Consider the following 14,114-nt stretch of genomic DNA (forward strand, 5'->3'; position numbering starts at 1 on the left):
CCCGGATTTTCATGTTTTTTGCAGAAGACCTGCCGTCATCTTCCCCAGTTGCCGGAAAAGATGGTGGGCGCGACAGGGATTGAACCTGTGACCCCACCCGTGTGAAGGGTGTGCTCTACCGCTGAGCTACGCGCCCGTCCCTATGGCCTGTGGCCCGGACAGGGGCGCGCCATTAATGGGGTCGGGCGCACTTGGCAAGCGCCTAGGGTGATCCGGGTTCGATTTAGCTGCCCGCCAGCCAGGTGAGCAGCGCCAGCATTCCTTCGGGCCGCGCGGCGACGGCTGCGGGCGATGCCGCTGCCGGGGGGCTGAGCGGCGCGGGGCAGGCGAGGCAATAGGCCTGCGCGCCGCGCGTGCCCAGCAGCCGCTCGGCATCGCGGGCGATGCGCGTGCCGAGCGCCTGCGAGCGCATGGCGGTCAGCGCGAAGATATCGCCGACCGGCGCTGTGCGCGCCTTGGCCGCTTCGCCCGCGACCAGCTGGCGGATCAGCGAATCGTAATTCGCATCCTTCTCGCCAAGATACACCGCGTGCCACTCGCCCTTCTCGGCGCCCGCCTTGGCCGCCGCCCATTCGAGCGCCTCGGTGAGCCCGCCGAATTCGTCGACGAGGCCAATCTGGCGCGCCGTGCCGCCGTCCCACACCTGGCCTTGCGCGATCTGGTCGACGCGTGAGACCGGCAGGCGCCGCGCGCCCGAGACCAGCCTGAGGAAGTCCTGATAGGTGCCCCCAATCGAGGTCTGGAGCAGCGCGTCCATCGCCGGCGAGAAACCGCCGATCATGTCCGGCTGGCCCGAAAGCTCGGTGGTGCGATAACCGTCCGCCGTCACCCCGAGGCGCGCGGCGGCGTTTTCGAAGGTCGGCACCACGGCATAGACCCCGATCGATCCGGTGATCGTCTCGGGCTCGGCGAAGATGCGCTCGCCCGGGGTCGCGACCCAGTAGCCGCCGCTCGCGGCGATGTTGCCCATCGACACCGCGACCGGAATCTTGCGGTCGCGGAAACGCTGGATCGCGCGGCGGATTTCCTCCGATGCGGTAACCGAACCGCCCGGCGAATCCACCCGCACCACCAGCGCGGCAAGATCATCGTCAAGCGCCTCGTCGAGCAGGTCGGCGATGCGCGTGCCGCCCGCCGTGCCCGGACCCGCTTCGCCATCGACGATCTCGCCGGCGATGGTGACGACGCCGATCGCCTTGCCCTTGCGGATCTGGCCGAGGTCGGCGAGGTAAGCGGAAAGGTCGCTCGCGGCATAGGCGCCGGGGAGCTTGCTCCACGGGTCCTCGCCCGCCAGCTCTGCCACCCGCGCGCCGAACGCCGCCCGGTCGCCGAGCTTGTCGACCATCCCGGCATCGAGCGCCGCCTTGGCCATGTCGCCGCCCGAACTGGCGATCCACGCCGCCGGATCGCCGGTGATCTTCGCCAGCTGCAGCTTGGGCCGCGCGCGGGTGACGCCCGCCTTGTATTCCTCCCACAAAGCCCCGTAGAGCCCGCCGATATTGGCGCGCGCCTCGTCCGACATCCCGTTGCGGGTATAGGGTTCGACCCCGGACTTGAACGCGCCCACGCGGTAGACCCGCGCATTGACGCTGAGCTTTTCGAGCAGGCCGGCGTAATAGAGATTGCTGCCGCCCGGTCCGGCGATCACCGCCATGCCCTGCGGATCGAGCCACACCTCGCTGGCGTGCGCGGCCAGCAGCATCTGGTCGTCGGCATAGGCAAAGGCGAAGGTCAGCACCGGCTTCTTGGCCTTGCGCACCCGGTCCATCGCCTCGGCGATGTCCTTCAGATGCACCTGCCCGCCGCCGAGGAAGGTGGTCATGTCGAGCACCACCGTCTTGATGCGATCATCGGTCGCGGCGGCATCGAGCGCGCGAACCACGTCGCGCGCGCGGGTCTCCTCGAGCGGCGCCTCGCTCGCGAGCAGCGCGGCGAGCGGATCGAGCGCGCTTTTCTCCTCGACGACGATGCCCGCAAGGTCGATCAGCAGCGCTCCGTCGCGCACCTGCCCGGGGTTGGGCCGGGCCGAGAGCACGCCGAACAGCGCGATGAAGAACAAGAGCATGAACAGGAGGACAAGCCCGTCCTTGATCCCCACGAGGATCTTCCAAACCTTGCCCACGAAGTTCATTGCATATCCCTTATGATCGGCCCCGACCGCGATGTAGGGTCTTTGCCAGCTTAGTTCTATCGGAAACCTTACGGCGCGGGTTGAGTGATAGACGCGGTTCGACTAAGCGCATCGCTTTAATGGCCAGCACCGATCTCTCCGCCCCTCCGGGCCGCTTTCCGCCCGGAAGGCTTGCCTTCCCGCACCGCGATCTCACCGGCATCGGCAAGCTGGCGCGGCACGAGATCCTTTATCTTCTGGATCAGGCCGAGCAGTGGGTCGCGCTTAACCGCCAGAGCGCCAAGCACACCGATCTGCTCGGCGGGCTCACCATCATCAACGCCTTCTTCGAGAACTCGACGCGCACGCTGCTGAGCTTCGAGATCGCGGGCAAGCGGCTGGGGGCGGACGTGGTCAACATGCACGCCGCGACCTCGAGTGTGAAGAAGGGCGAGACGCTGATCGACACCGCGATCACATTGAACGCAATGCGCGCCGATGCGATCGTGATCCGGCATGGCTCCTCGGGAGCGACCGGGCTGATCGCGGACAAGGTCGATTGTCCGGTGCTCAACGCGGGCGACGGGCAGCACGAACACCCCACCCAGGCGCTGCTCGATGCGCTGACGCTGCGCCACGCTCTGGCCGAACGGGGCGAGGGGGCGGAGGACTTCACCGGCCTCAACGTCGTGATCTGCGGCGACATCCTCCACAGCCGGGTGGCGCGTTCGAACATCCTGTGCCTGACCGCGCTGGGCGCGAGGGTGCGCGTCTGCGCGCCGCCCGCACTGATGCCGCAGGGTGTCGAGGCGATGGGGGTGGAGGTACACCACCGCTTCGACGATGCGCTCGATGGCGCGGAGGTTGTGATGATGCTGCGCCTGCAATCGGAGCGCATGACCGGGCAGTTCATCCCGTCCCCACGCGAATATCGCCATCTCTACGGGCTGACCACCAAGCGTCTCGCGCTCGCCCGGCCGGGTGCCTTGGTGATGCACCCGGGCCCCATGAACCGCGGCGTCGAGATCGACAGCGAGGTCGCCGATCTGGCAGGCCGCTCGCTGATCACGCGGCAGGTCGAGATGGGCGTGGCGATCCGCATGGCGTGTCTCGATGTGCTAACGCGCGGTGCGCGCGGGCTGGAGGGCTGGGCATGAGGCAAGCGCAGGCCCTCGCCATCACCAACGCGCAGTTGGTCACTCGTGCGGGGGTGGTTGACGGTGCATTGCGCTGTCGTGACGGGGTCATTGACGCGGTCGGTGCCGACGTTGCCCCGCAAGATGGCGACGAAGTGATTGATGCGCGCGGCAAGCTGCTCGCCCCCGGCCTCGTCGATCTCGGGGTTTTCGCGGTCGACAAGCCCGCCTTCCATTTCGGCGGGATCACCCGCGCCGCGCTGATGCCCGACCAGTCGCCCCCGCTCGATCTGCCGAGCCGCGTCGGCTTCATCGCCAAGAGCGGCAAGCCCGATCTGTGGGTGCATCCGCTGGCCGCCGCCACGCGCGGGCTAGAAGGGCGCGAGCTTGCCGAACTGGCGCTGATGCAGGATGCGGGCGCGCGCGGGATCGCCACCGGGCGGCGCTGGATCGCCGATAGCGGCGTGATGCTGAGGCTGCTGCAATATGCCGCGATGCTCGGCCTTGTGGTTGTGACCCATGCCGAGGACGGGGGGCTGGCCGGAGACGCCGCCGCCACCGCGGGCGAGATCGCGACCCGGCTCGGCCTCCCCGCCGCGCCCGCCGAGGCCGAGGCGCTCGCCATCGCCCGCGACATCGCGCTTGCGGAACTTGCCGGGGCGCGGCTGCATATCCGGCAGGTGACCACCACACGCGGCTTCGATCTGGTGCGCGAGGCGAAGGCGCGGGGGCTGCCCGTGACCTGCGGGATCACGCCGGCGCACTTCATGCTTTCCGACCTCGCCACCGCCGATTTCCGCACCTTCACCCGCCTCTCGCCCCCCTTGCGCACCGAGGCCGACCGGCAGGCGGCGCTCGCGGCAATCGCCGATGGCACGGTGGACGTGATCGCCAGCGGCCACGATCCGCGCGGGCCCGAGGACAAGCGCCTGCCCTTCGCCGATGCCGCCCCCGGTATGGCCGGGGCCGAGACGCTGCTCGCGATGACATTGGGTCTGGTGCGCGACGGCGTGATCGATACGGCGCACGCCTTCGCGCTGCTGGCGACCAATCCTGCAAAGCTCCTCGGGGTGCCGGCAGGCGCGCTTGCCGAAGGTCTGGAGGCCGACCTCGTCCTCATCGACGCGCAAGCGCCGTGGATCATCGACCGCCGCAAGATGGAGGCGACCGCCGACAACACGCCCTTCGACCGTCAGGGCGCACAGGGGCGGGTGCTGGGGCTGTGGAAGGGTGGCGTCAGGCTCGGCGCATAAAAGAAAACTCCCGGACAGCGCTGGGCTGTCCGGGAGCAGGGGTGCTCATTCCTGTTACGGAAATCTTCTTAGCGGCTGCGGGTTGCAACCTGCACGTCGCGCTTGACCGCACCGGCCGGCGGGGTCGAGGCGGCGTAGGCGAAGCAGCCGCGGCCCGCCGACTTCACCGTCCCGCACAGCGCGCGGGCGCTCTGCGAGGTGAAGCCGTCGGCGGCGACGCGCCAATAGGTCTTGCCGCTCACCACCGCTTCGGTGATCACCGGCTTGCGGTCCTTCAATTGCGGGAACTTGGCCTGCAGCGTGCTCCAGCCGCGCTGGGCTTCGGCCTTGCTGACATAGGAGCCGAGCTGGACGAGGTGCGTGGCAGGGCCCTTCTCGACCGGCGCCGGCGCCGGAGCAGCGGCGGCCGTGGTCGCGGCCATGCGGCGCTGCGATGCGGCAGGGACCACGCGCGGGGCGGCAGGTGGAACAGGCGCGCGCACTGCCGCAGGAGCGGCGGCGGGCAGCGGCTGAACCACCGGGTTGGAGACGAACTGGATCCCCGTTGCGACGGGTGCAGCCGCGGCGAAGGTCACAATCGGCTGTTCGGTTGCCGCTTCGGGCGCAGGCGCAGGCGCAGTGAAGGCGGCGGTGAAGGTCGCGGAAGGGGCCGGATCGATCACCTGCACCGGCTCGGGCGCCGGCTCGGCCGCGGCCAGCGCCACGTCGGCGTCGACATCGGCTTCGGCAACCATCATGTCCTGCGCCAGGAAATTGGCGAGCGCGAGGTGCTGCGGCTGTCCGGCATCGGCGCGCGGCGCCACGTCGAGCAGTGCGGCAACCCGCTGCGGTGCCATTTCCGGGGCGCTCATCTGGGCCCATTCGCCAAGCCGCGTTTCGAGCTGGTCGGCAGGCACGTCCTCGGCCGCCATCACCCGCGCCGCGCGCCAGTTGCCGGCGAGTGCATAGGTATAAGCGAGGTTCTGGCGCAGCTTGGGGGTCGCTTCCTCGGCGCTGCGCACCGCGCCCACCAGCACGCCCACGCCGCGTTCGGGCTGCCCGGCGAGTGCCAGCGCAAGGCCGAGATCGGCCGGATCGATCGCGGCCGAATAGCCGTCGAGCATCCCGATGGCCGCCTGCGAATCGCCAATGGCGATCTTGGCGAGTGCAAAGCTCAGCACGGTGCGCGGGTTGCTGTCACCAAGTTCGATCGCGTCGCCGAAGGTGATTGCGGCCGCTTCGAAGCGGCCCGCCTCGAGATAGGCAGCGCCCAGCAGCGCGCGGTAGCCGGAATTGCGCCCGTCGGCCTGCACCGCCGCTTCGGCGTGCTTGATGGCCTTTTCGACCTTGCCCTTGGCGAGCGCTTCCTGCGCGTTTGCGAAGGAGGTCTCGGCGCGCGGTGCGGCCGAGGCCGGCGTGCCAACGAAGGCCAGCCCCGCGATCGCAGTGGTGACGGCCAGCGCAAGCCGCGGCGAGTTCTTCCGTCCGGTTTTGATGCTGCGGTCCATGGTCAAAGTCCCCCGTAGATCCTGTTGGTTCACGTTGTGGTGGTGGTTGCGGGCGCTCAGTGGCGCTTCAGGTGATTGGCGATGACGTCGAGCTCGTCATACTCGGCGAGCAGACGGTCGAGCGCCTCGGTCACGAGCACCTGGGCGCTGACGCCCTGCATGGTCGCGGCGAGGCGCAGCTTGAGATGGCGGTCGGCGTCGAGTCGCAGAGTGAAGGCGGCGCGGCGGGCAGATTGCGGCGCGACCACGCGCACTCTCACGGCAGCGCGAGGCGCTGCGGCGGGCATGGGCGCAGGCTGCGGCTCGGGAAGGGTGATGTGCGGGGCGAGCGGCGAGTAGATCGCGGTGTCCGCTTCCTCGCCCTCTTCATCCTCATCGTAACCCGCAGAACCGTAATTGGCACCGTCGAGGGCTTCGTCGTAGAGCGTTTCGCCGTCTTCGTAGTCGTCGTATTCGTCGGTCTCGGGGCCGGTCATCGCCGCATCGGCAAGCACGCGCTCTTCGAGGCGGCGCTGCTGACGACGGATTATCGGACCGGGTCCCGCAGTGGTCGGACCGGCGGCGAGGTCGGCGCTGATCGGCACGATGTCCGCGCCGCCTTCACCTTCCGAATCGCCCCCCATGTCGTGGCCCATGTCGTTCCAGCCGAGATCCTCGAGCTTGTCTTCGGGCACGACCGATTCCTCGGTAACCAGCGGCGCGACCTGCGGACGCATCGCGGGCTTGGCGCCGCCCTTGCGTGCCAGCAGCGAGGGGCCGAGCGAGGCGAAACCGGAATCCGACATGGCCGTCAGCGCCTTCGCTTACTGCGCCACCCGGCGGCCGAAGCCCCCGGCGGGACGCGGCACGCCGCCCATGTGCTGGTGACCCGCACCATTGGGAGCAGGCGCGAACACGGTGCGGCGGAAATTCTTCTCGAGGCGGTCGGCAATATAGCGCCACAGCGCGGCGATCTCGGCGGCCGAGCGGCTTTCGGGGTCGACCTCCATCACTGTCCGGCCATCGATCATCGAGGCGGCGAAATCGGTGCGGTGGTGCAGCGTGATCGGCGCGACGGTGCCGTGCTGCGACAGCGCGACCGCGGCTTCCGAGGTGATCTTGGCCTTGGGCGTGGCCGCGTTGACGACGAACACCAGTGGCTTGCCCGCACGCTCGCACAGGTCGACCGTGGCGCCCACGGCGCGCAGATCGTGCGGCGACGGACGGGTCGGCACGACGATCAGTTCGGCGACCGAGATCACCGACTGGATCGCCATGGTGATCGCGGGCGGCGTGTCGATCACCGCCAGCTTGAAGCCCTGCTGGCGCAGGACGGCAAGGTCATTGGCAAGGCGCGCGACGGTGGTCTGGGCGAAGGCGGGATATTCCGCCTCGCGCTCGTTCCACCAGTCCGCGAGGGAGCCTTGCGGGTCGATATCGATCAGCACCACCGGGCCGGCGCCTGCGCGCTGGGCCTGGACGGCGAGATGTCCGGACAGGGTGGTCTTGCCCGATCCACCTTTCTGCGATGCCAAAGCGAGTACACGCAACGCCTGGGTCCCCCATGGATTGATCCGTTGCGCCGCTGCCCCATTGCAGCGCCCGACAACGGCTGGATGGACACGGGATCGCAGGATACCCCTAATTTAGGGTTAACATGCTGGCCCTGCTCGGAATGGTAGTTGCGGCAAGGCGGGTGGTCGGCGGCGTGCCGCGCTTGGCCTGAGCGCTGTGCAACCATTTGCTAACCGTGTTCGGCTAAGCAGCGATCGGCTTTATGTACGCTTACGCTGCTCCCAGCACCAACAGGCGAGACTCGATCGATGGCACGGTTCATGACGGCAGGATCCAAGAAGGCGATGATGGCAGGCGCGGCCCTGGTCGGTGCGGCAGGGGCGCTGCTGGCGGCGGCGCCCGCGCTCGCGGACGTCAAGGCCGGGGTCGATGCATGGACGGCGGGCGACTTTGCGCGCGCCGTAGTCGAATGGCAGGGCCCGGCTGCGGCCGGCGATCCCGATGCGCTGTTCAACCTCGCGCAGGCCTATCGACTCGGACGCGGGGTCGAGATCGACAATGCCCGCGCCCGCCAGCTCTATGAACAGGCCGCGGCGCTCGGCCATGTCAAGGCCGCCGACAATTTCGGGCTGATGCTGTTCCAGGAAGGCGAGCAACAGAAGGCCATGCCGCTGATCCAGGCTGCCGCCGACCGCGGCGATCCGCGCGCGCAATATGTGCTGGGCCTGTCGCACTTCAACGCCGATTACGCCCCGCGCGACTGGACGCGCGCCTATGCGCTGATGACGCTGGCCAACAGCTCCGGCCTGCCGCAGGCGCGCGAGGCGCTGGCGCAGATGGACAAATATGTGCCCCAGGCCCAGCGCGCCCAGGCCCAGTCGCTGGCCCGCGAGCTCGAGGCCGGAGCGCGGTCGCAGCGCCAGGCCGAGCTCGCCGCTGCCGAACTCGCTACCCGACCGGCCGCTTCGGTGGTTCCGGCAGTTGCCGCCGCGCCCACGCCGAAGCCCGCCACCAAACCGCCGGTCGTGACGGTCGCTGCCGCCGCGCCCAAGCCGATGGGCCTGCCGCCCGCACCCAAGCCAATCACTTCGGCTCCGGCTCCGGCGCCAGCGCAAGTCACGCTCGCCTCCGCCCCCAAGGGCTCGACCGTCACCCCCGTTCCGGCCGCGCTTGCTCCCCGCAAGCAGGGCAGCTGGCGCGTGCAGCTCGGCGCCTTCGGGGTCGCGGGCAATGCCGACAAGCTGTGGAGCCAGCTCGGCGGCCATGCCGCGCTGGCGGGCACGCGCAAGACGCTGGTGCCGAGCGGCAATCTCACCCGCCTGCTTGCCACCGGCTTTGCCAGCGAAGCCGAAGCGGGCCGCGCCTGCGCTGCCCTCAAGCGCGAGGGCAAGGCCTGCGTCGTCGCCGGGCAGGGCTGAGCTTGCGCCCGGGATCCGGCGCCGCCTGACGCACCGCCTTTCCCAAGCTGGCGGGAGTCGCTAAGCTCGCCCCGTTCAGTCGGACCGGGGATCAGCCATGGATACACCGCTGTCGCCGGGCGCGGCCGAGCAAGGCGCCCCAGGGCTCGCCCCGACTGAGAGCGGCGCGCGCATCGACACGCTCGATTTCATCCGCGGCATCGCTGTGATGGGCATCCTCGCCGCCAACATCATCGCCTTCGGTCAGCCGTTCGAGGCCTATATCTATCCGGGTGCGTTCCGCACCGATCCGGCCGACCCGGGCGGATGGCTGTGGATCACGCAGTTCGTTCTGATCGACGGCAAGATGCGCGGGCTCTTCACCCTGCTGTTCGGGGCTGGCCTGTATCTCTTCATGGAGAAGGCGTGGGCGCGCGGGGCAAGCGTGGGACTTCAGGCATGGCGGCTGGCCATCCTGATGCTTTTCGGCCTGATCCACTTCTTCCTGATCTGGAACGGCGACATCCTGTTTTCCTACGCGCTGTTCGGCTTTGTCACGCTCGCTTGCCTCGGGTGGAGCGCGCGGGCGCAGGCGACGGTCGCGCTCGCAGGCTACATCACCGGCGTGGCGTTTTGTGCGGTCACCTACACTTTCCCGTGGCTGATCCTGGACACGCCCTTCGGCCAGTCGAGTCCGGCACTGACGGAGCAGCGGGAGCCGCTTTCGGCCGTGGTCGATGCGGCGCTGGCGAGCGGCGAAGTTCCCGCCAACATGATCGCCGCCGGCGATTACGCGGCGCTGGTCGCGTATCGCGTGACAACGGAATGGATGGAACCCCTGAACAATGCGCTGCTGTTCGGGTGGGAAACCCTGCCGCTGATGGTCCTTGGCGTGGCGCTGTACCGGCTCGGGTTCTTCCATGGCGCCTTCGGCCGACGCCGGATGGTGGTCTGGGGCTGGATCGGAGTGATCGCGGGCGGGGTCGGCCACCTTGCCATCGGGCTCGTCATGAAGGCGGGGGGCTTCACCTATTTCGGCGGCGTCGCGGCGTTTCTGGGCCTCAGCCCGCTGCCGAGGCTGTGGATGGTGGTGGGGCTGGCCGCCCTGCTGGTCGCCTATGCGCCTTCCGCGACCGGCTGGCTGGGCGACCGCGTGCGCGCCGCGGGCCGCGCGGCCTTCACCAATTATCTGGGCACCTCGATCGTGATGATGTTCGTCTTCCAGGGTTGGGCGCTGGGGCTGTTCGGCCAGTTGAACCGTCCGCAACTCTACATCGTGGTGGCGCTGGCGTGTATCGTGATGCTGGCGTGGTCGAAGCCGTGGCTCGATCGCTACAACTACGGCCCGCTGGAGTGGCTGTGGCGGTGCCTGACCTACCGGCGGGTGTTTCCGCTGCGGAAATGAGTGCAAAGCACATCCATCTTTGCTTAGTACGGAGAGGCAGGGGAATACCGAAGCGTAAGCCACTAGGTTTCGGTCGTAATGGACTGACGATGCGTCCACCGCCGGCTACAACTCTCGGATCTTCACCAGCATTCCGGGCCGAACTAAGAGCCCAGCGAGCTAAGGAGGCATCTGAGCTTGCCGAACGATCAGAGCGTAAGTGGTACCGATCAGTCATCAAAAAATTTGGGATCGAGAGAGCAGCCCATTTTGGCGTGCCCCGGTCGATGATTGACGCAGCTAGGCGCGGCGCCAAGCACCACGTCAAAAGGACCGGATGGGCGATTGATCTCTGCCAGCAGCCAAACACCCTTGCTATTAAGAATGGTTCGCATACATTGCCTCCTGCAAACGCTTCGCAGGAAAGATTCGCACGCCCATGTACATCTGCATTTGCAATGCCATCCGTGAGAATGATTTGCGCAAAGCCGCGCTCGCCTGCGACGGCGACGCGGAGGCGACCTATGCCTGCCTCGGCAAGCGCCCCAATTGCGGCCAGTGCCTTGAAGAGGCGCAGGAAATCATCGACGCCGAGCGCGCGGCGGCGCGTTGCGATTTCCTCGCAGTAGAAGCCGCCTGACCCGCGATTGCGAACGGATCGCAAGCGACTGATTCGCAAAGAAAAATCCTCTACCGCCCTTGCGGACAGGCCCCGGCACCGTCTACAATGACGGTAATGCCGCAACCCGGCTTTGACATTTCGCAAAGGACAAACCCATGAAGGGCGACCAGAAGGTCATCGATTTCCTCAACCAGGCGCTCACTAACGAGTTGACCGCGATCAACCAGTACTGGCTGCACTACCGCGTGCTCGACAACTGGGGCCTCAAGAAGCTCGCCGCCTATGAGCGCCACGAGAGCATCGAGGAGATGGAGCACGCCGACAAGCTGGCCGAGCGTATCCTGTTCCTCGAGGCGCTGCCCAATTTTCAGGCAATCCACAAGCTCAAGGTCGGCGAGAATGTCGAGGAAGTGCTCAAGGCCGACCTCGCGCTCGAGCATGAGGCGATCCCGCTGCTGCGCGATGCGATCGAGCATTGCGAAAGCGTGCGCGACTATGTCAGCCGCGACCTGTTCGCCTACATCCTCAAGAACGAGGAGGAGCATGTCGACTTCCTCGAAACCCAGTTCGAGCTAATCGAGCGCATGGGGCTGCACAATTATTGCCAGCTCCAGAGCGCGCCCGCCGGCGACAAGTAAGGGCCGCCCGCAAGGGGTGCACAAAAAGGGGGCAGGGCCGGATGCGGCGCCTGCCCCTTTTTGCGTCTACTCCTTGGGCGCAGTCGCGCCGATCGCCGCGAGCCGGGTCTCGAACAGGAAGAAGCCGAGGCCGGTCACCAGCAGCAGCATCGTCAGCACCCACAGGCCTGCGATCACGGTGCCGATCTGGGCGGTGATATAGGCGGAGATGAACAGCAGCATGATGACCGCGCTGATCATCACCGCGGATGCGGTCGAGAACATGATAGCGCCCTGCATCAGCCGCCGCCGCCGCATCAGCCAACCGAACTCGCGCACCTGACGCGGGGTGCGGTGTTCCTCCATCTTGTCCTCGATGGTCTCGATCCGCTTGGCGATCCAGATCATGCGGCTCATGATGACGTTCATGATTGCGCCGATGCCGGAGAGCAGGAAGGCGGGCGCAAGGCTCAGCTGCACCACCTGCTGGACGCGCGGGGTGGAGGCGGTGCGCTCAAGGATCTCGAGCGCGAAGGGCGCCTGCGGGGCGGCAGCGGCCAGGGTGTCGATGAGGGTCACGGGGCCTCCTTGAACGCGGTCTTGCCCACCAGCGCGGGCGCGCGGGGGGCATCGATCGGCTCCCACTTAAGCCGCGTGAAGCTGATGCGGTAGGCGCGGCCATCGCCGGTGAGGGCATGGACCAGATCATGCTCGGTATCGCCCTCGGGCACGTAGATCTTGGCGAGGGTGCCGGGGGCGAGGCCTTTGGGCGCGATGCCGGCAGGCACGGCGATGACGCCCACCGCCTCGGGGTTCCTGCCTTCAAGCGCGATCTTCATCGGGTAATGCAGGTAATTGACGAGGTAGAATGCGGTGTCGCTGTCGATCGGCCGCGTCCACGTGATTTGCTGCGGCCCCTCCGCCGGGGCGGCGAGCTGGACGGTGTCGGGCGCGAGGTCATACATCTTCGCAAAATCGGCAAGGATGCGGCGGGTTTCGGCGGCGCTCCAGCCGGTGACGAGGATTCGCCCCGAGGGCAGATCAGGCTCGGGGGCCGCCGCCTTCTTCCGCAATCCGGAGCCGGGGCCATAGCGAATCTTGAGGATCACCATGCCGAGAACGAAGAGGAAGCAGGCCGCAACGAACAGGTGCTTGCTTTCCATGGCCGCGCTCAGTCCTTGGCGTAGGGGTTCTTGTTGGCCTTGAGCGTGACGCGCACCGGCACCGCGTCGAAGCCGAGCTTGGCGCGGATGCCGTTCACCAGATAGCGCTCGTAGCTCGTCGGCAGCAGCTCGAGGCGCGTGCCGAAGATCACGAAGCGCGGCGGGCGCGTTCCCGCCTGGGTGATGTAGCGCAGCTTGATGCGCTTGCCGCCCGGTGCAGGCGGCGGGTTGGCTTCCAGCGCGTCGTCGAACCAGCGGTTTAGCGCGGAGGTGGAGACGCGCTTCGACCAGGCATCGCGAATCTCGAAGGCCCCGGAGAGCATCTGGTCGAGACCTTTGCCGGTCTTGGCGGAGACCGCGAACAGCGGCAGCCCGCGCACCTGAGCAAGGCCATCGTCCAAGGCACCCCGAATGCCGTTGAACAGCTTGCTTGCGTCTTCGGCCACGTCCCATTTGTTGATCGCGATCATCAGTGCGCGGCCTTCTTCGAGGACGAGACTGGCGATCTTGAGGTCCTGGTGTTCAAGGCCCTGGGTCGCATCGAGCAGCAGCACCACGACTTCGGCAAAATCCACCGCCCGGCGCGCGTCGGCAACCGAGAGCTTCTCGAGCTTCTCGGTGACGTTCTTCTTCTTGCGCATGCCCGCCGTGTCGATCAGGCGGATCTCGCGGGTCTCGCCCGATTTGGGATCGGTCCATTCCCAGTCGATCGCAATCGAATCGCGGGTGATGCCGGCCTCGGGGCCGGTCAGCAGGCGGTCTTCGCCGAGCAGGCGGTTGATCAGCGTCGACTTGCCCGCATTGGGCCGCCCGACGATGGCGAGTTTCAGCGGGCCGGAGGGGCGGTCATCCTCGTCCATCGCGGCATATTCCGCGCGTTCGATGTCGTTCGCCTCTTCCCATTCCTCGGCCTTGGCGCCGATGATTGGCCACAGCCCGCCGAACAGGTCGGCAATGCCCTCGCCATGCTCGGCCGACATGGCGAGCGGCTCGCCAAGCCCCAGCGCATAGGCTTCCATGGCGCCTGCCTCGCCGCCCTTGCCTTCGGCCTTGTTGGCGACCACCACGACGGGGACTTCCTGTTCGCGCAGGTAGCGGGCGATTTCCTCGTCCAGCGGCGTGAGGCCCGCGCGCGCGTCGATCACAAACACCGCCGCATCTGCGCCAGCCAAACTGGCCTCGGTCTGCTTGCGCATCCGGCCGGGGAGGCTGAGTTCGTCCTCGTCCTCCCACCCGGCGGTGTCGACAATGGTGAAATGCAGCCCGGCAATGTTGGCATCGCCCATCCGCCGGTCACGCGTCACCCCGGGCTGATCGTCGACCAGCGCGAGCTTCTTGCCCACCAGCCGGTTGAACAGCGTGGACTTGCCGACATTGGGTCGGCCGATGATGACGACTTCGGGTTTTTTGACGGGGGACATAACCCGCGCCAAGTGGGCGCAAATCGTGGT

13 protein-coding genes and 1 tRNA gene are annotated in these 14,114 nt (G+C 67.5%); 6 read left to right on the forward strand and 8 right to left on the reverse strand.

Features of this window, described 5'->3' with window-relative positions:
* Positions 1 to 61 precede the first annotated feature (61 nt).
* Together NBV68_RS01960 and sppA are read right to left on the reverse strand one after the other, a co-directional pair.
* Positions 62 to 136 (reverse strand) — tRNA-Val (locus tag NBV68_RS01960).
* A gap of 87 nt (positions 137 to 223) precedes the next feature.
* A complete protein-coding gene (gene sppA, locus NBV68_RS01965) occupies positions 224 to 2,131 on the reverse strand; it encodes a signal peptide peptidase SppA (protein ID WP_296306769.1) in 1,908 nt (635 codons plus the stop codon).
* A 119-nt stretch (positions 2,132 to 2,250) separates the two neighbouring features.
* Between sppA and NBV68_RS01970 the strand changes: the two genes are divergently transcribed.
* Together NBV68_RS01970 and NBV68_RS01975 are read left to right on the forward strand one after the other, a co-directional pair.
* The gene (locus NBV68_RS01970; RefSeq protein ID WP_296306771.1) at positions 2,251 to 3,267 is read left to right on the forward strand and encodes an aspartate carbamoyltransferase catalytic subunit; all 1,017 of its coding nucleotides are present in this window, start codon (positions 2,251 to 2,253) and stop codon (positions 3,265 to 3,267) included.
* Positions 3,264 to 4,499 carry a dihydroorotase gene (locus NBV68_RS01975; RefSeq protein ID WP_296306773.1) on the forward strand — a complete coding sequence of 412 codons (1,236 nt, stop codon included), beginning with the start codon at positions 3,264 to 3,266 and terminating at the stop codon, positions 4,497 to 4,499. The genes NBV68_RS01970 and NBV68_RS01975 overlap by 4 nt, the downstream gene beginning before the upstream one ends.
* Positions 4,500 to 4,567: 68 nt before the next feature.
* Here the strand turns inward: NBV68_RS01975 and NBV68_RS01980 are convergent, their stop codons facing one another.
* Genes NBV68_RS01980 through NBV68_RS01990 form a run of 3 tightly spaced genes read right to left on the reverse strand, consistent with a single transcriptional unit; the run spans position 4,568 to position 7,515 of the window.
* Positions 4,568 to 5,986: an SPOR domain-containing protein gene (locus NBV68_RS01980; protein WP_296306775.1), complete on the reverse strand. Its 1,419-nt coding sequence runs from the start codon at positions 5,984 to 5,986 to the stop codon at positions 4,568 to 4,570.
* 56 nt (positions 5,987 to 6,042) lie between these two features.
* Complete coding sequence (locus NBV68_RS01985; protein WP_296306777.1) at positions 6,043 to 6,771, reverse strand: hypothetical protein; 729 nt, start codon at positions 6,769 to 6,771, stop codon at positions 6,043 to 6,045.
* An 18-nt stretch (positions 6,772 to 6,789) separates the two neighbouring features.
* Entirely contained in the window at positions 6,790 to 7,515 is a 726-nt protein-coding gene (locus NBV68_RS01990; RefSeq protein ID WP_296306779.1) for a ParA family protein, read from the reverse strand.
* 285 nt (positions 7,516 to 7,800) lie between these two features.
* On the opposite strand from NBV68_RS01990, the gene NBV68_RS01995 reads away from it, so the two are divergent.
* The 4 genes from NBV68_RS01995 to bfr all read left to right on the forward strand — a co-directional run bounded on the left by NBV68_RS01995 (position 7,801) and on the right by bfr (position 11,521).
* Positions 7,801 to 8,898, forward strand: coding sequence for an SPOR domain-containing protein (locus tag NBV68_RS01995; RefSeq protein ID WP_296306781.1), 1,098 nt, complete (start codon positions 7,801 to 7,803; stop codon positions 8,896 to 8,898).
* A gap of 97 nt (positions 8,899 to 8,995) precedes the next feature.
* The gene (locus NBV68_RS02000) at positions 8,996 to 10,282 is read left to right on the forward strand and encodes a DUF418 domain-containing protein (RefSeq protein WP_296306783.1); all 1,287 of its coding nucleotides are present in this window, start codon (positions 8,996 to 8,998) and stop codon (positions 10,280 to 10,282) included.
* A 418-nt stretch (positions 10,283 to 10,700) separates the two neighbouring features.
* Positions 10,701 to 10,901 carry a hypothetical protein gene (locus NBV68_RS02005; RefSeq protein WP_017663857.1) on the forward strand — a complete coding sequence of 67 codons (201 nt, stop codon included), beginning with the start codon at positions 10,701 to 10,703 and terminating at the stop codon, positions 10,899 to 10,901.
* A 137-nt stretch (positions 10,902 to 11,038) separates the two neighbouring features.
* Positions 11,039 to 11,521, forward strand: a complete 483-nt coding sequence (gene bfr / locus NBV68_RS02010; RefSeq protein WP_296306786.1) for a bacterioferritin — start codon at positions 11,039 to 11,041, stop codon at positions 11,519 to 11,521.
* A 66-nt stretch (positions 11,522 to 11,587) separates the two neighbouring features.
* On the opposite strand, the gene NBV68_RS02015 is transcribed toward bfr, so the two are convergent.
* The 3 genes from NBV68_RS02015 to der are packed head-to-tail and all read right to left on the reverse strand — an operon-like array spanning position 11,588 to position 14,084.
* Positions 11,588 to 12,079, reverse strand: a complete 492-nt coding sequence (locus NBV68_RS02015) for a DUF2721 domain-containing protein (RefSeq protein WP_296306788.1) — start codon at positions 12,077 to 12,079, stop codon at positions 11,588 to 11,590.
* A complete protein-coding gene (locus tag NBV68_RS02020) occupies positions 12,076 to 12,663 on the reverse strand; it encodes a hypothetical protein (protein WP_296306789.1) in 588 nt (195 codons plus the stop codon). Before NBV68_RS02020 ends, NBV68_RS02015 begins: the two co-directional genes overlap by 4 nt.
* An 8-nt stretch (positions 12,664 to 12,671) precedes the next feature.
* Entirely contained in the window at positions 12,672 to 14,084 is a 1,413-nt protein-coding gene (gene der, locus NBV68_RS02025; RefSeq protein WP_296306791.1) for a ribosome biogenesis GTPase Der, read from the reverse strand.
* Positions 14,085 to 14,114: the final 30 nt, after the last annotated feature.

This window comes from Erythrobacter sp., from assembly GCF_023653175.1.
Lineage (GTDB): Bacteria > Pseudomonadota > Alphaproteobacteria > Sphingomonadales > Sphingomonadaceae > Erythrobacter.